Consider the following 15,548-nt stretch of genomic DNA (forward strand, 5'->3'; position numbering starts at 1 on the left):
GCCAAGGGGTTCATGCCCGTACGGGAGGGGCTGGCGCTGTACGCGGCGGCGGCCGAGGCCGCGCGGCTCGGGCTGCCGCTGCTTGAGGTGGGCACGTACTGCGGGCGGTCCACGATCCTGCTGGCCGACGCGGCGCGGGCGGCGGGCACGGTGGTCGTCACGGTCGACCACCACCGGGGCAGCGAGGAGCAGCAGCCGGGCTGGGAGTACCACGACCCGACGGTGGTGGACCCGGAGATCGGACTGATGGACACGCTGCCGACGTTCCGCCGCACGCTGCACAAGGCGGGCCTGGAGGACCACGTCATCGCGGTCGTGGGCCGGTCACCCCAGGTCTCGAAGGTGTGGGCGGGGCCGGTGGGGCTGGTGTTCATCGACGGCGGTCACACCGACGAGCACGCGACCGCCGACTACGAGGGCTGGGCGCCGCGCGTGGCGCCCGGCGGGCTGCTGGTCATCCACGACGTCTTCCCGGACCCGGCGGACGGCGGCCAGGCGCCGTACCGCATCTACCTGCGGGCCCTGGAGTCGGGCGACTTCACCGAGGTGTCGGTGACGGACTCGCTGCGGGTGCTGCGGCGTACCGCCGGATGACCCGGTGACGCCGTACTCGCTGGCGTTCTACGTGGACGTCGTCACGACCGGCACCGTGCTGGGCGCGCGCCCCTCGGACTCCCCGGAGCGCGTCACGCAGGTGCTGGGGGCGGGCTTCACGGAGAACCGCTCCGGTGCGTGCAGCCTGGGGCGGGACTACGGGCTGGCCGAGTTCTTCTGGGACCGGGCCGCCGCCGGTGACCCGTGGTCGGGGCACCACGTCACCTTGCAGGTGCACCGCCTCGCCCACGGCGGCAGCAGGGTCGTCGGCGAGGTGGTGCGCGCCCGGTACGGGCGGTTCACGCCCCGGTTGCGGTTCGACAAGCTGCGGCGCCTGCTGGAGCGGCGCGGGGTCCCGCTGGTCGAGGTGCCGGAGGTGCCGGCGAACGCTCCGTACTACCGGCGGTTCCGGCAGCCCGGGTCGGGGGTCGAGGTGTCGGTCATCGGCACCTACGGCGAGTACTGCACGCCGGACACGCTGCGGGTCGGCGACGTGTACAGCATCCAGGCCGCGGCCCGCTGAGCTCCGGGTACCGGGGGCGGACCCCCGTGTGACCTCCGGTCCCGCGTGGCACGGCCCGCGGCGGGACGTGGCGCGGCTGTGCGCGGGCGTCGCGCGGTCCCACGACCGCGGGGCGCCGGCGCGTAGCATCGCCGGGTGCACGACGACGACAGCCCCTCCCCCGCCCGCCGCCGGGCCGCGGCCCTCGCGGCCGCCGCCGCGGCCCTGATCGCCGCCGCGGCGGGGTGGCTCGCGTGGGAGACGACGAGCGGCGCGGACGGCCCCGACGCGAAGGCGCCGCGGCGCGGCGTACCGACCGCCTCCGCACCCGCGACGGCGGCTTCCACGGCCGGGGCGGTGCCCACCGCGGCCGCGCCCCTCGCCGGAAAGGTCGTGGTGATCGACCCGGGACACAATCCGGGGAATTTCACACACACCCGGGAAATCGCCACGCAGGTGGATATCGGAACGAACCGCAAGGAATGCGACACCACCGGCACTGCCACCGACGCCGGTTACACCGAAGCCGAATTCACCCTGGATGTTTCACACCGTCTTCGCACCCTGCTGCAAAAGCAGGGCGCAACGGTGACTTTCACCCATGACGCCGACCGGCCGTACGGCCCCTGCATCGACGAGCGTGCCCGGATCGGCAACAAGGCGGCGGCCGATGCCGTCGTCTCGGTCCACGCGGACGGCTCGGCGGCCGGCAACCGCGGGTTCCATGTGATCCTTCCCGCCCTGGTCAAGGGCGGTGGAGCGGACACGGCGGCGATCGTCGGCCCGTCGCGCACGCTCGGCGGGCACATCGCGGCGCGGTTCGCCGCGGCCACCGGAAGCGCGCCCTCCAACTACGTCGGCGACGGTACCGGTCTGGACGTGCGCAAGGATCTCGGTGGACTGAATCTGTCGACCGTGCCCAAAGTGTTCGTCGAATGCGGCAATATGCGTGACCCGAAGGACGCCGCATTGCTGACGGATGCCGCGTGGCGGCAGAAAGCGGCCCGCGGGATCGCGGAGGGGATCAGCACCTACCTGCGGGGCTAGTCGAGACGGACGATAGATTCGGCCCGTACGATGGGGCCGCCCCCGTGCTTCGCGCCACCCCCGCACCCGACGAGACAACCGACGAAGGACTTTTCACGTGAACATCCGCTCCCTCACTCGAGGCGATGGCGTGGTGATCGGAGCAGCGGTGGTGCTGTTCGTCGCCTCGTTCCTCGGTCTGACGCCCGGCATCGACTGCCCGGCCGGCAGCAGTGTTTGCCCGGACTACGACGCCCCGAACGCCTGGGACTCCCTGGGCCTCCTGATGAGCATGTTCCTCGCCGGTGTCATCGGCGCGGCCCTGATCGTCGTCGGCCGCGCGATGCCGGGCCGGAAGGTCGTCGGCATCGACCTCGGCCAGTTCGGCGTCGCCTTCTGCATCTTCGCGCTGTGGACGGCCTTCTGGACCATCATCGACATGGAGGCCGACGCGGGCGCCGGCATGATCCTCGGCCTGCTCGCCACCATCGTGCTCGCCGCGGCGGCCGTCGCCGCTCCGCTCGTCCCGGCCTTGAAGGCCCCGCTGATGGGTGCGCCGCGTCCGCAGCAGCCGCAGCCGTACGGCGCGCAGCCGCCGGCGGGTTACGGCTACCCCGGTGGCCCGCAGCAGTCGTTCGGCGGCCAGCCGCAGGGTGGTTACGGCTACCCGGGCGCCCAGGGCGGCCAGCCGGGCCAGCCGCAGCCGGCGCAGGGCCAGCCCGCGCAGCAGCAGCCCCAGCCGGCGCAGGGCCAGGCCCCGGCGCAGGCCCAGGCACCGGGTCAGCAGGGCGGCGCCCCGTCGGACTTCTCGCCGTTCTGGTTCGCCGTCCCGGTCGCCCGTCCGCTGTACGCGGAGGACGGCTCGCCGACGCCGATCGCCGAACTGGCCCCCGGTACCTGGTACCTGGCGGTGGAGCAGCGCGGTCAGGGCCTGGTGGCCCAGACGCAGGACGGCCGCCGCGGCGTGCTCCAGGACACGACGGGCATCCAGCGCGGCTGAGACCGCCCCGCACGGCCCCTCGCCCTTCCGGGCGGGGGGCCGTTGGCGTACAGTCGACCGCTGAACTGACATACCGTCAGGAGGTCGGTGTCATGCGGCTGGGACTGGCACTGGGCTACTGGGGGCGCGGGCCGGACGCCGGTCACCTGGACCTGGCGCGTGAGGCCGAGCGGCTCGGCTACGACTCCGTGTGGACGGCCGAGGCGTGGGGATCGGACGCCTTCACCCCGCTCACCTGGATCGCCGCGCACACGTCGCGGATCCGGCTGGGCACGGCGGTCGCGCAAATGGCCGCCCGGACGCCGACCGCCACCGCGATGCACGCGCTCACGCTGGACCACCTATCCGGCGGCCGGATGATGCTGGGCCTCGGCCTGTCCGGACCGCAGGTGGTGGAGGGCTGGTACGGTCGCCCGTTCCCGGCGAGCCCGCTGACCGCGACCCGCGAGTACATCGAGGTCGTCCGCCAAGTCCTGCGCCGGGAGGGGCGGGTGCGGCTGGCGGGGCGCTTCCACCGCCATCCGTACACCGGTGCGGACGCCACCGGCCTCGGCAAGCCGCTCAAGCCCATCACCCACCCGCTCCGCCCGCACCTGCCGGTCCTGCTGGGCGCCGAGGGGCCGAAGAACATCGCGCAGACGCTGCGCATCGCCGACGGCTGGCTGCCGCTGTACTGGTCGCCGCTGCGGACGGACGTGTACGCCCTGAAGGACCTCCCGGCGGGGTTCACCGTCGCGCCGCTGGTCCGCGCGCAGGTATGCGACGACGTCGCCGCGGGCCTGCTGCCGGTGAAGGCGATGCTGGGCTTCTACATCGGCGGCATGGGCCACGCCGCCCAAAACTTCCACGCCGGCCTGATGGCCAGGATGGGGTACGCGGCCGAGGCCCGCCGCATCCAGGAGCTGTTCGCGCAGGGCCGCCGCGAGGAGGCGGTGCTCGCCGTGCCGGACGCCTTCGCCGACGAGGTCTCACTGGTCGGGCCGCGCGGGCGGATCGCCGAACGGCTGGACCTCTGGCGCGCGGGGCCGGTCACCGACCTGCTCGTGACGGCGCCCGACCCGGCGACGCTGCGGGTGCTGGCGGAGCTGAACGCGTAGGGTGTTCTCCCGATCAGACCGGGCTCGCGACATGCGTTTGACGCGAGCATGCGGGGCAACCCGTACCGCATGTCTCCCCGTCATCGGAACGGAAGCTCGCAGGCGGCGACCGCGGTCGCGGTCGTCGCGGACGTCCTGGCCGCCATCATCGGCCTGTGGATCCTGATGTACCTGCTGGAGGCCAACCGGGCCAACGACCTGGTGCAGTTCGTCCAGGACGCGGCCCGCTTCCTGGCCGGCTGGTCGCACGACCTGTTCACCTTCGACGTGACGTGGCTGCGCGTCGTGGCCGGCTACGGTCTCGCCGCGGTCGTCTACGTCTTCATCGGCCACCTGGTCGCGGGTCGGCTGCGCCGGTACTGACGGCGACCCGCTGCCGTCCCGGCCCCGGGGCTCACCCCTGGGGCGGGCCGTGCAGGACGGCGAACAGCCCCCGGGCGCGCGTGCCGTCCGGCATGCGCCAGGGGCCCGCGACATGGCCGGTCGCACCGCCGGGAAGCGCGAGCGGCCCGTCCGGCGCGGGTCGCAGGGCCCGGTGCAGGCGGAGGACGGTGTCCCGCGCGAGGACCAGGTCGGTGCCCTCCGTGTCGTCCGTGACGGTCAGGCCGGTGGGGCGGCACCGGCCGCCCGTGTGGGAGCGCGCGATCTCCGGGTCCGGGGTGTCGCTGACGCTCTGCTGCTGTGCCTCGGCGCGCCCCTCGACCAGGGCGAGCAACCGGTCGGCGAGCACCGGGTCGTGGCACCCGTCGTAGACCCAGCGGCGCCCCAGCACCCCGTGCTCCGCGGTACCGATCAGGGCGTGCTCGGCCCCGTCGAGCGGGGCGCCGCGGTAGGTGAGCGGCACGAGGCAGGCGACCGGGTGGGGGCCGGAGGAGTCGGTGACCACCATGAACTCGATGCCGACCTCCCCCTGGGGATCGTCCAGCCGGAACCCACCCGCCTTGACCGGCTCCACCCCGCCCGCGCCGGCACCACCGCGGTACCAGGGCCTGGACGGCAGCCAGGAGGCGAGCAGCTCCAGCTTGGTCGGCGTGAGGGTGGTCCGGTGGATGACGGCCATACCGAAGCTCTCTCTCGTTGCGGGGACGCGACGCTGCGAGTCTGCCATCGCCCGCGCGCGACGTCGCCGTTGCCCCGGCGACCGCCACCTCACGAGCTCCCGGGCGGCGCCTTCGGGTGGTCTCGCCTCCGCTGAAAGGGGCGTGCGCAGGAGATCACTATCCTGGACGGGCCGAAGCCGTGTCACCGACCAGTGACGCAGGAACGGGTCGGTGCCCCGGGGTGACTCGTTCGACGACTCGTCCGGGTTGCTCGGACGCGGTTGCGCCGACACGCGCACAGCGGGCTCGGGTGCCGGATGAAGGGGTGCCTGCCGGGGGAACGAGGGGGACTTGCATGTGCTCGGATGCTGCGGCAGGGAGCCAGGGGGCGGCGACGCCGCTGTGCGCGGAGGGGCTCGCCGCGTACCGGGACGCTCTGGGGGCCGGGTCGACGACCGGGCCCGTGCCGGAGTGCCTGCTCGCGTTGGGGCTGATGCGGCCGATGGCGGGGAAGCCCGAGGTCCTCGTACCCGTACCGCCGGACGTCGCGCTCAACGAGATGCAGCGGCCCGTCGAGCGGCAGATCCAGGACGCGCGGCAGCGGATGCTGGCGATGGCGGAGGCCGTCGGGCCCGCCGAGCGGCTGTACCGGGAGGAGCAGGAGCACGTCGTCACCGCGGTGCGGATGCTGCGCGGCATCGATGTCATCACCGACACGCTGCGGACGCTCAACTCCGCTTGCCGTGAGGAGCTCCTGGCGGCCCAGCCGGGCGGCCCCCGTCCGCAGTTCGTCCTCGACGAGACCGGCCCCCAGCTCCTGGCCATGCTCGGCCGGGGCGTACAGCACCGAGCGCTGTACCAGCACACGGTGCGCGCCCACGAGCCGACCCTGGAGTTCATGGCGCGGATGCACCTGGCGGGCAGCCGCTTCCGTACCGACGGGGAGCTGCCCGGGCGCCTGATCATCTACGACCGGTCCGTCGCGGTCGTTCCGGACGACCGGTACGACCGCAGTCACCACGCCCTGCTGGTGGAACACCCGGGCCTGGTGCTCTTCCTGGTCAATGTCTTCGAGCACGCCTGGAGTCTCGCGGAGCCCGTCGAGTTCGCCGCGGCGGGGAAGCCCGCCGCCCTCACGGACGAGAGGCGCCTGTCCGTCCTGCGCCTCATGGTGGAGGGGCACACCGACGCGGCGATCGCCGCGCGTCTGGGCATGAGCCCGCGCACCGTGCAGAACCACATCAAGCGGGCGTCGGACGAGTTCGGCAGTCACAGCCGGACACAGCTCGCGTACCTCCTGGCGAAGCACGGCGCCCTCGACTGACGCCGACCCTGCCGGGTCCGGGCGATACGTCCGGGTTCGCCCCCCGTGCTGCTCTCCGCATTGCCTGATCACGCAGGCCGCAGGCGGTGCGGTCGAAGGTGGCGCGGTGCCATTCTGATCACCGGGCCGCGGAAAGCAGCGGCAATTTCCGGGGGATTCCGTATGCGCACCGCCTCACCACTCCGCCGCAAAGGCCGTTCCGCCTTCGGGGGAACCTTTCGTACGGTGATCGTCTTCCGGGCTTCCGCCGCCATTCTGGCGAAAGGGGCCGAGCCCGGGCCCACGGAGGAGTGGCGGGAGGCCGGACGCGTTTCCTGCGGCCACTCCGGCACCACGGGAAAGGTGTACGAGAGTTTCCGCGGCGACGCTCCGGAACGCGGAGGAGCCGCCCGTGCGCGTGCTCCGCCGCAGGTCGCGAGCTCAGCGCCGCCGGGCGCCGGGCCGTTCAGTGCGATCCGTTCCGTTGGGACGACCCAATGACCCATCACCACGCGAAACGGTGTCATCAAGAGGTGGTTCGCCATCCTCGCCACCGCGGGTGTCACGCTGCTGACCATCCCGCCGGATTCGGCAGCGCCTTCCACCGTGAATGGGAAGGCCGTCGGTACGAACTCCAACTGGCATTGCTCCGACTATGTGAGCCCGTACAACGCCGACGGTCTGCATTTCACGTCGTGCGTCGTGGTGAATGCACCCGCGGCTGCTACTGCACCGCCAAGAGCCTGGGCTGCCGGCGAAGGGACCGGCTACTGCTGAGCCGTTCACGCAACCCCCTCCGCCCGGCCCTTGAGGACCAGCAGCACCCCGAACCACCACTGACAACAACAGGGAGCATCCATGAAGAAGTCGTTCGTACGCCGCTCACTGGCTCTGACCGCGGCAGCCGCCGGCACCGTCGCCCTCGCGGCATCGCCGGCCTCGGCCGCGGAGGTGGGCTGGAAGGCCGTCAGCACCACTCCGGACTGGAATTGCACCCCCTCCGAGTACAAACAGCACAAGGGCTCGAAGAACGTGCTCTTCAAGCTCTGCTGGGTGCACAACTCCAGCGGCGGCACCCAGACCGTCCTGGTGGTGCAGAACAGGGCGAGCGTCGCCATAGCGATCGAGGGGGAGATCCAGACCAACTACGGCGGGGACGTCGACTGCGCGCCGTCCACCCTCCAGCCCGGCTACACCCGCGGTTGCTACGGCCCCACGAAGTCGCCCACCGGCCTGGTGGTGTCGAGCGTGCGGCTGAACTTCAACGGCATCGACGACTGGATCTAGGTTGTGTCCGCCTTCCGGATCCGGGCCGAGCCACGGGGGTGCCCGGCCGGGCCGGGGGCCGGGCCGCCCGCCGGGGCCGGGAACGCCGGGCCTGGGAAGCCGGAGGCCGGAGGCGGCGGGACGCCCCGTCGGCTCAGAGGCCGAGGGCGTGCCCGGTCGTCGCGTCGACGTGGTCGGGGACCTCGTCGTGGCGGTCGCCCACGGACGGTGTGCCGGTGGGCTCGAACATCAGGATGTGGGCGCCGGAGGGAGCGAACGGCCGGTGCGGCGTGCCCCGGGGGACGGTGAAGACCGAGCCCTTCGGGAGCTGGACGGTGCGCTCCCCGGCGGGCTCGCGCAGGGAGATGTGCAGTGCGCCGTCGAGGACCAGGAAGAACTCGTCGGTGTCGTCGTGCGCGTGCCAGACGTGTTCGCCCTCGACCTTGGCGATACGGACGTCGTAGTCGTTGACGCGCGTGACGATGCGGGGGCTCCACAGGGCGTCGAAGGAGGCCAGAGCCCTGCCGAGGGAGATGGGTTCGCTGCTCATGGGCCCATCCTCGGTCGTGGCGCCCGGCCGGGGCGAGTGCTAGGAATCGCACATGGCGCAAGAATCCTCGCACGCGGCGCCGCGCGGCGCGCCGGGTCCGCACCGGGTCGTCGTGATCGTCGACGAGAACTCCAACCCGTTCGAACTGGGGTGTGCGACCGAGGTGTTCGGCCTGCGCCGGCCCGAGATCGGCCCCGATCTGTACGCCTTCCGGCTCTGCTCACCCGAGCCCCGCACCGTGATGCGTGACGGGTTCTTCACGCTCACCGGTGTCGCGGGGCTGGAAGCGGCCGACGAGGCCGACACCCTGATCGTCCCCAACCGTCCCGACGTCGAGGTGCCGCGCCGCCCCGCCGTGCTCGACGCCGTCCGGCGGGCGCACGCGCGCGGCGCGCGGCTGCTCGGCTTCTGCAGCGGGGCGTTCACGCTGGCCGAGGCCGGTGTCCTCGACGGGCGCAGGGCGGCCGTGCACTGGCAGTGGGCGGACTCCTTCCGAGCCCGCTTCCCCGCCGTCCGCCTCGAACGGGACGTGCTGTTCGTCGACGACGGCGACATCCTCACCGCCGCGGGGAGCGCCGCCGCGCTCGACCTCGGACTCCATGTGGTGCGCCGCGACCACGGCGCGGAGATCGCCGCCTCGGTGAGCCGCCGCCTGGTGTTCGCGGCCCACCGGGACGGCGGCCAGAAGCAGTTCGTGGAGCGCCCCATGCCCGACCTGCTGGACGAGTCCCTGGGGCCCGTCCTGGCCTGGGCCCAGGAACGGCTGGACGCACCGCTCACGGTGTCCGACCTCGCGGCGCGCGCGGCGGTCAGCCCGGCGACGCTGCACCGCCGTTTCCGGGCACAGCTGGGCACGACGCCCCTGGCCTGGCTCACGGGGGAGCGGCTCGCGCTGGCGTGCCGGCTGATCGAGCGCGGCGAGTCCCGGTTCGAGGTCGTCGCCCGGCGCAGCGGGCTGGGCACCGCCGCCAACCTGCGCGCGCTGATGCGCCGCGGGACCGGCATCACGCCGTCGGCGTACAAGCGCCGGTTCGGCCCCGGCTGACGCCGGGTTCAGACAGGCGTACGGGCCGGGCCACGGGCCCTCGGGGCGTGCCCCGTCCGTACCGTCCGCCCGGCGGGTGGACGGTACGGACGGGCCGACGGCGAGCGTGCGGACGGCGGCGGCAAGGAGACGGCGGCGGGCGGCTCCGCCCGCCGGGCGTGTCCTATCCGCAGCAGTCCGGTTCCAGCCCCCGCGGCAGGCGCTCGCCGCCGAACACCGCGGTGGTCGCCTCCTCGCCGCCCAGCGCGGCCACCGCCAGCAGCAGGGAGCCCGCCGTCCAGGTGGTGAGTTCCTCCGGCCAGAAGGCGCGGTTGCCCTCGAAGACGTAGCCCGTCCAGTACAAGCCGCCCTCGGCGCGCAGGTGGGCGATCGACTGGAGGATCTCCAGCGCCCGGTCGGACTCCCCCATCGCCCAGAGCGCCAGGGCGAGCTCGCAGCTCTCACCGCCGGTGACCCAGGGGTTGGGCAGCACGCAGCGCACGCCGAGGCCGGGGACCACGAAGTCGTCCCACGCGCTCTCGATGCGCTCCTTGGCCGCCTCGCCGGTGACGGCCCCGCCCAGCACCGGGTAGTACCAGTCCATCGAGTAGCGGCTCTTGTCGAGGAACCGCTCGGGGTGGTTGCGGATGGCGTGGCCGAGGGCGCCGGCCGCGAGCTCCCAGTCGGGCTGCGGCTCCTCGCGCTCCTCCGCGATGGCCAGCGCGCAGCGCAGCGCCTGGTGGATGGAGGAGGACCCGGTCAGCAGCGCGTCGGTGACGGGTGTGCCGTCGGCCTCGCGCTTCCAGCCGATCTGGCCGCCCGGCTGCTGGAGGCGCAGCACGAACTCGACGGCCGCGTACACGGCGGGCCACATCCGGTCGAGGAAGGCGTCGTCGCCGGTGGCCAGGTAGTGGTGCCAGACGCCGACCGCGATGTAGGCGCAGAAGTTGGTCTCGCGCCCCGCGTCCGTCACCCGGGTGTGGTCGCCGTCGTGGTACGCGGCGTACCAGGAGCCGTCGTCGTTCTGGTGGCGGGCCAGCCACTCGTAGGCGCGGGCGGCCGCGGCGTGCTCGCCCGCCGTGTCCAGCGCCATGGCCGCCTCGGTGTGGTCCCACGGGTCGAGGTGGTGGCCGCGGAACCACGGGATGGCTCCGTCCTCGCGCTGCGCGGCGAGGATCCCGGCGACGGTCTCGGCGGCCTGCTCGGCGGTGAGGACGCCGGGCAGGACGAGGTGCGCGGCGACCCTTTCCGGTGACGTCACTTCGTCTCCACCGCGGCGCTGGGCAGGTGGGGCTTGGTCGCGTACACCACGAAGCTCTTGCCCATGACCGGGTTGAGCGCCCGCTCGGCGAGGCGGGTGGCGAGGGGCTTCTTCATGATGTCCCAGACCAGCAGCTTGTGGTAGGCCCGCACCGGCAGCGCCTTGTCGTTGTCGACGCCGAAGGCGCACTTGAGCCACCAGTACGGCGAGTGCAGCGCGTGGGCGTGGTGGGTGCCGTACGGCTTGAGGCCCGCCTCGCGGATGCGGGTGAGGAGTTCGTCCGCCTTGTAGATGCGGATGTGGCCGCCCTCGACCTCGTGGTACGCGTCGGACAGCGCCCAGCAGACCTTCTCCGGGCCGTAGCGGGGGACGGTGACGGCGATGCGGCCGCCGGGCTTCAGCACGCGGACCATCTCGGCGAGCACCCCCTTGTCGTCGGGGATGTGCTCCATGACCTCGGAGATGATCACGACGTCGAACGACGCGTCGGGGAAGGGCAGGTTGAGGGCGTCGCCCTCCATCGCGGTGGCGGTGGCCCCGGCGGGTGCCTCACCGGCCTCCTTCATGGCGGCGAACCACTTGGCGACCTCGCGGATCTCCTCGCCGTTCTGGTCGAGGGCGACGACCTGCGCTCCGCGCCGGTAGCACTCGAACGCATGCCGGCCGGCCCCGCAGCCCAGGTCGAGCACGCGGTCGCCGGGGGCGAGCGGGAAGCGGGTGAAGTCGACGGTCAGCACGAGGGCGGCCTGCTTTCACGGTGGATGTCACGGAGGGGGGAGGGTGTACGGGAGGCGTGGGGGGTCAACGGCCGGCTCCCCGCGCCGCGATGGCCTCGCGGTACAGCGCCGCCGTGCCCTCGGCCGCGCGGGCCCAGGTGAACCTGTCCAGCACCCGGGCGCGGCCGGCCGCCCCCAGGCGGGCGCGCAGCTCGGCGCCGTCGGCCGACAGCAGCCGGCCCAGCGCTGCGGCGAGGGCGCCCGCGTCGCCGGGCGGCACCGCCAGGCAGGTCTCCCCGTCGGTGCCGGCGACCTCGGGGATCGCCCCGCCCGTGGTGGCGACCAGCGGCGTCCCGGTGGCCATCGCCTCGGCGGCGGGCAGCGAGAAGCCCTCGTACAGCGACGGTACGCACGCCACCTGGGCGCCCCGGTACAGGTCGACGAGCTCGGCGTCCGTGACGCCCTTGACGAACCGGACCGCGCCGTCGAGCCCGTACCGCTCGATGGCCTGCGCGACGGGCCCGTCCTCGGCGCGCTTGCCGACGACCACGAGGTGGGCGTCGGGGTTCTCGGTGCGCAGCTTGGCGAGCGCCTCGACGAGGTGGACCAGGCCCTTGAGGGGGACGTCCGCGCTGGAGGTGGTGACGATGCGGCCGGGCACCTCGGGCACGGCCGGGTCGGGCGACCACAGGTCGGTGTCGGCGCCGATGTGCACGACCCGGATGCGCTCCTCGCGCACTCCGAGGTCGCGGACGATCTCGTCCCGGGAGGAGCCGGAGACGGTCAGCACGGACGGCAGGCGCCGGGCGACGCGCTTCTGCATGCGGGTGAAGGCGTACCAGCGGCGTACGGAGGCGCGGCGCTTCCAGTCCTGCGCGGCGGCCAGCTCCAGCTGCCGGTCCACCGTGATGGGGTGGTGGACGGTGGTGACGAGCGGGGCGCCGAGGTCGCCGAGCAGGCCGTAGCCGAGGGTCTGGTTGTCGTGGACGACGTCGAAGTCGCCGCGGCGGGCGCGCAGGTGACGGCGGGCACGCAGGGAGAAGGTCATCGGTTCGGGGAAACCGCCGGTCCACATCGTCGCCACTTCGAGGGCGTCGATCCAGTCCCGGTACTCGTCGCGCTTGGGCGTCCGGAAGGGGTCGGGCTGCCGGTACAGGTCGAGGCTCGGCAGCTCGGTGAGCCGGAGCCCCTCCAGGCCGTCGCCCTCGTCGAGGACGGGGTAGGGCTGCGAGCCGATCACCTCGACGGAGTGCCCGAGGCGGGCGAGCTCGCGCGACAGGTGCCGTACGTACACGCCCTGGCCGCCGCAGAACGGGTTGCCCTTGTAGGTGAGGAGCGCGATCCGCAGCGGGCCGTCCCCACCGCGTCCGACGGCATGGGCGCGGGGGCCTGCCTCTATGGCCTCAGCGGTCACTCGCGGCCCCCTTCTGCCTGCGTTTCGCCGGAGCGTAACCGGTCGCGCTAATCTAGAACAAGTTACAGACTTGATCGTTCTTGATCGTTCAAAGAGCTTCGAATCTACCGGCAGGTAGCGCCGCTGTGAGAGCCGGAACAGGTGATTCGCGCCACGGCGGGCGCGCCGCCATACTGTCGCGCACCAACGTCACGGAACGGGGCCACGGGGACACATGACAGGGGAAGACAGACCGGCGTCGCCGCCGCTGACCGAGCGCCAGGAGGCGCGCCGCCGCCGCATCCTGCACGCCAGCGCGCAGCTCGCCGGCCGGGGCGGCTTCGACGCCGTCCAGATGCGGGAGGTCGCCGAGGCCGCGGGCGTCGCGCTGGGCACGCTGTACCGCTACTTCCCGTCCAAGATCCACCTGCTGGTCGCCACCATGCAGGACCAGCTGGACCACCTGCACACGACGCTGCGCAAGCGCCCGCCGGCCGGGGAGAGCGCCTCGGAGCGGGTGGCCGAGACGCTGATGCGCGCCTTCCGCGCCCTCCAGCGCGAGCCGCACCTCGCGGACGCGATGGTGCGGGCGCTGACCTTCGCGGACCGCAGCGTGAGCCCCGAGGTCGACACGGTCTCCCGGCAGACGACCGCGATCATCCTGGACGCCATGGGCCTGGAGCGCCCGACGCCCGAGCAGCTCTCCGCGGTGCGGGTGATCGAGCACACCTGGCACTCCGCGCTGATCACCTGGCTCTCGGGGCGGGCGTCGATCGCGCAGGTGAAGATCGACATCGAGACGGTGTGCCGCCTGATCGACCTGACGGCGGCCCCGGCACCCTCCCCCGCCGACTGAGCCCCCCTCCTCACCGCTGACGGCGGCGGGGCGGCGGGGCGTGGTCGCCGGAGGTGGCGGCGGGGGGTGGTTGCCGGAGGTGCTCCGAGGGGCGCGGGTGCCGGAGGCGCCGGCGGCGCTCACTCCTCCGGCGGGAACACCGCCTCCCCGCCCGGCAGCAGCGTGATCGTGATCGCTTCCACCGGGCAGCACTCCGCCGCCGCGAGGACCGCTTCGTGCGCGTCCGCTTCGGACGAGCGGGGGCGGGACCGGCGGGACGCGTCGAGGGCGAAGCCGCCCGGCGCGTGGTGCACGCACTGGCCCGAGCCGACGCACAGGCCCCGGTCGACCTCCACGTGCCACCGGTCCCCCATCACGCGTCCCCGTGGCCGGCGTCGTACCCGGCGGGCAGGTGGATCATCTTGTGCTCCAGGTACTCGCCGTACCCCTCGGGGCCGAACTCACGCCCCAGGCCCGAGTTCTTGTAGCCGCCGAAGGGGCCGAGCATGTCGAGGCTGAAGGTGTTCACGCTGAAGGTGCCGGTGCGCACCCGGCGGGCGAAGTCGATGCCGTGCCCGGTGTCGGACGTCCACACGCTGCCGCTGAGCCCGTAGTCGGAGTCGTTCGCGATCGCCAGGGCCTCGTCCTCCTCCCCGTACGGAAGGAGGCAGATCACCGGGCCGAAGATCTCCTCGCGGGCGACGCGCATGCCGTTGTGGACGTCGCCGAGGAGCGTCGGCTCGACGTACCAGCCGCGCTCCGGGCCGGCCGGGCGGCCGCCGCCGGTGAGGACCTTGGCGCCCTCCTCCTGGCCGATGCGGATGTAGTCGAGCGAGCGCTGCTGCTGGCGCCGGGCGACCAGCGGCCCGACCTGGGTCGCCGGGTCGAGCGGGTCGCCGACCACGAGCGCCCCGGCCGCGGCGGCGAACGCCTCGGCGTACTCGTCGTAGCGGGAGCGCGGAGCGAGGATGCGGGTCTGGGCCACGCACGCCTGGCCGTTGTTCATCCACGCGGCCGGGACGATCCCGGCGACCGCCGCGTCGAGGTCGGCGTCCGGCAGGATCACCGCGGCCGACTTGCCGCCCAGTTCGAGGGTGACCCGGGTGAGGTTGCGGGAGGCGACCTCCATCACGCGCCGGCCGGCCGCGACCGAGCCGGTGAAGGAGACCTTGTCGACGCCCGGGTGGCCGACCAGGTACTCGCTGACCTCGCGGTCGGCGGGCAGGATCGACAGCACGCCCTCCGGCAGCCCGGCCTCCCGGGCGATCTCCGCCAGCAGGTACGCGTCGAGCGGCGTCTCCGGTGACGGCTTCAGCACCACGGTGCACCCCGCCAGCAGCGCGGGCCCGAGCTTGGCGGCGGCGGTGAACTGCGGGACGTTCCACGGCACCACGGCCGCGACCACGCCGACCGGCTCGCGCCGCACCAGGAGGGGACCGAGCACGCCCGCCCGCTGCGCCTCGTACGGGTAGTCGCGCGCGATCGTGATCGCCGCGTCCCACACCATCAGCGCGCCGAGCGCCTGCGCGAGGACGCTCCAGGAGTACGGGGAGCCGTTCTGCGCGCTGATGACGCGGGCGATCTCCTCGTGCCGCGCCGCGACGGCGTCCTTGACGCGGGTGACGACGGCGATCCGCTCGTCCGGGGACATCCGCGGCCAGGGCCCCTCGTCGAAGGCCCGGCGCGCCGCGGCGACCGCCCGGTCGACATCGGCCTCGGAGGCGTGCGGGACACGGCCGATGACCTGCTCGGTGTGCGGCGAGACGACCTCGATGATGCCGGTCCCGGCCGGATCGACCAGCTCCCCGCCGATGAACAGCTTCCCGTGCTCGACCAGCTCGGTCATGGCAGTGCCTCCCGCCGGTTCCTGACAGTGACTCAGAACTGATACCAGTTCTAGTTATAGTGGGCAATGGCCGTACCCGCGGCGAGGGATGGGGG

17 protein-coding genes are annotated in these 15,548 nt (G+C 73.2%); 10 read left to right on the top strand and 7 right to left on the bottom strand.

Features of this window, described 5'->3' with window-relative positions:
• Positions 1–12: 12 nt before the first annotated feature.
• The 6 genes from ACIA79_RS00765 (at position 13) to ACIA79_RS00790 (ending at position 4,582) form a co-directional block, all read left to right on the top strand.
• Positions 13–594 (top strand): class I SAM-dependent methyltransferase, encoded by a 582-nt coding sequence (locus tag ACIA79_RS00765; protein ID WP_399426256.1) that lies wholly within the window; start codon positions 13–15, stop codon positions 592–594.
• 4 nt (positions 595–598) lie between these two features.
• A complete protein-coding gene (locus ACIA79_RS00770) occupies positions 599–1,117 on the top strand; it encodes a hypothetical protein (protein WP_399425702.1) in 519 nt (172 codons plus the stop codon).
• 135 nt (positions 1,118–1,252) lie between these two features.
• On the top strand, positions 1,253–2,143 hold the full coding sequence (locus ACIA79_RS00775; RefSeq protein ID WP_399425704.1) for an N-acetylmuramoyl-L-alanine amidase: 891 nt from the start codon (positions 1,253–1,255) through the stop codon (positions 2,141–2,143).
• Between the two features lie 97 nt (positions 2,144–2,240).
• The gene (locus tag ACIA79_RS00780) at positions 2,241–3,122 is read left to right on the top strand and encodes a hypothetical protein (protein ID WP_399425706.1); all 882 of its coding nucleotides are present in this window, start codon (positions 2,241–2,243) and stop codon (positions 3,120–3,122) included.
• A 92-nt stretch (positions 3,123–3,214) separates the two neighbouring features.
• The gene (locus ACIA79_RS00785; protein WP_399425708.1) at positions 3,215–4,219 is read left to right on the top strand and encodes an LLM class F420-dependent oxidoreductase; all 1,005 of its coding nucleotides are present in this window, start codon (positions 3,215–3,217) and stop codon (positions 4,217–4,219) included.
• Between the two features lie 69 nt (positions 4,220–4,288).
• Positions 4,289–4,582: a hypothetical protein gene (locus ACIA79_RS00790; RefSeq protein WP_399425710.1), complete on the top strand. Its 294-nt coding sequence runs from the start codon at positions 4,289–4,291 to the stop codon at positions 4,580–4,582.
• A 31-nt stretch (positions 4,583–4,613) separates the two neighbouring features.
• On the opposite strand, the gene ACIA79_RS00795 is transcribed toward ACIA79_RS00790, so the two are convergent.
• On the bottom strand, positions 4,614–5,279 hold the full coding sequence (locus tag ACIA79_RS00795) for a 1,4-alpha-glucan branching protein (protein ID WP_399425711.1): 666 nt from the start codon (positions 5,277–5,279) through the stop codon (positions 4,614–4,616).
• 335 nt (positions 5,280–5,614) lie between these two features.
• On the opposite strand from ACIA79_RS00795, the gene ACIA79_RS00800 reads away from it, so the two are divergent.
• Both ACIA79_RS00800 and ACIA79_RS00805 read left to right on the top strand, forming a co-directional pair.
• Positions 5,615–6,583: a LuxR C-terminal-related transcriptional regulator gene (locus ACIA79_RS00800; RefSeq protein ID WP_399425713.1), complete on the top strand. Its 969-nt coding sequence runs from the start codon at positions 5,615–5,617 to the stop codon at positions 6,581–6,583.
• Between the two features lie 837 nt (positions 6,584–7,420).
• Positions 7,421–7,849 carry a hypothetical protein gene (locus ACIA79_RS00805; RefSeq protein ID WP_399425715.1) on the top strand — a complete coding sequence of 143 codons (429 nt, stop codon included), beginning with the start codon at positions 7,421–7,423 and terminating at the stop codon, positions 7,847–7,849.
• Between the two features lie 133 nt (positions 7,850–7,982).
• Here the strand turns inward: ACIA79_RS00805 and ACIA79_RS00810 are convergent, their stop codons facing one another.
• Positions 7,983–8,378 (bottom strand): cupin domain-containing protein, encoded by a 396-nt coding sequence (locus tag ACIA79_RS00810; RefSeq protein ID WP_399425716.1) that lies wholly within the window; start codon positions 8,376–8,378, stop codon positions 7,983–7,985.
• 52 nt (positions 8,379–8,430) lie between these two features.
• Between ACIA79_RS00810 and ACIA79_RS00815 the strand changes: the two genes are divergently transcribed.
• A complete protein-coding gene (locus ACIA79_RS00815; protein WP_399425718.1) occupies positions 8,431–9,423 on the top strand; it encodes a GlxA family transcriptional regulator in 993 nt (330 codons plus the stop codon).
• Positions 9,424–9,586: 163 nt separating this feature from the next.
• Here the strand turns inward: ACIA79_RS00815 and ACIA79_RS00820 are convergent, their stop codons facing one another.
• From ACIA79_RS00820 to ACIA79_RS00830, 3 genes are all read right to left on the bottom strand, one after another.
• Positions 9,587–10,663, bottom strand: a complete 1,077-nt coding sequence (locus ACIA79_RS00820) for a prenyltransferase (protein ID WP_399425719.1) — start codon at positions 10,661–10,663, stop codon at positions 9,587–9,589.
• On the bottom strand, positions 10,660–11,400 hold the full coding sequence (locus ACIA79_RS00825) for a class I SAM-dependent methyltransferase (RefSeq protein ID WP_399425721.1): 741 nt from the start codon (positions 11,398–11,400) through the stop codon (positions 10,660–10,662). The genes ACIA79_RS00820 and ACIA79_RS00825 overlap by 4 nt, the downstream gene beginning before the upstream one ends.
• 64 nt (positions 11,401–11,464) lie before the next feature.
• On the bottom strand, positions 11,465–12,793 hold the full coding sequence (locus tag ACIA79_RS00830) for a glycosyltransferase family 4 protein (protein WP_399425723.1): 1,329 nt from the start codon (positions 12,791–12,793) through the stop codon (positions 11,465–11,467).
• Positions 12,794–13,007: 214 nt separating this feature from the next.
• On the opposite strand from ACIA79_RS00830, the gene ACIA79_RS00835 reads away from it, so the two are divergent.
• Complete coding sequence (locus tag ACIA79_RS00835) at positions 13,008–13,628, top strand: TetR family transcriptional regulator (RefSeq protein ID WP_399425725.1); 621 nt, start codon at positions 13,008–13,010, stop codon at positions 13,626–13,628.
• A gap of 119 nt (positions 13,629–13,747) precedes the next feature.
• On the opposite strand, the gene ACIA79_RS00840 is transcribed toward ACIA79_RS00835, so the two are convergent.
• Positions 13,748–13,981 (bottom strand): ferredoxin, encoded by a 234-nt coding sequence (locus tag ACIA79_RS00840; protein ID WP_399425728.1) that lies wholly within the window; start codon positions 13,979–13,981, stop codon positions 13,748–13,750.
• Positions 13,981–15,453, bottom strand: a complete 1,473-nt coding sequence (locus tag ACIA79_RS00845) for an aldehyde dehydrogenase (RefSeq protein ID WP_399425730.1) — start codon at positions 15,451–15,453, stop codon at positions 13,981–13,983. Before ACIA79_RS00845 ends, ACIA79_RS00840 begins: the two co-directional genes overlap by 1 nt.
• Positions 15,454–15,548 lie beyond the last annotated feature (95 nt).

It is taken from the genome of Streptomyces sp. NPDC051310, assembly GCF_044455245.1.
In the GTDB taxonomy this organism is placed as follows: domain Bacteria; phylum Actinomycetota; class Actinomycetes; order Streptomycetales; family Streptomycetaceae; genus Streptomyces.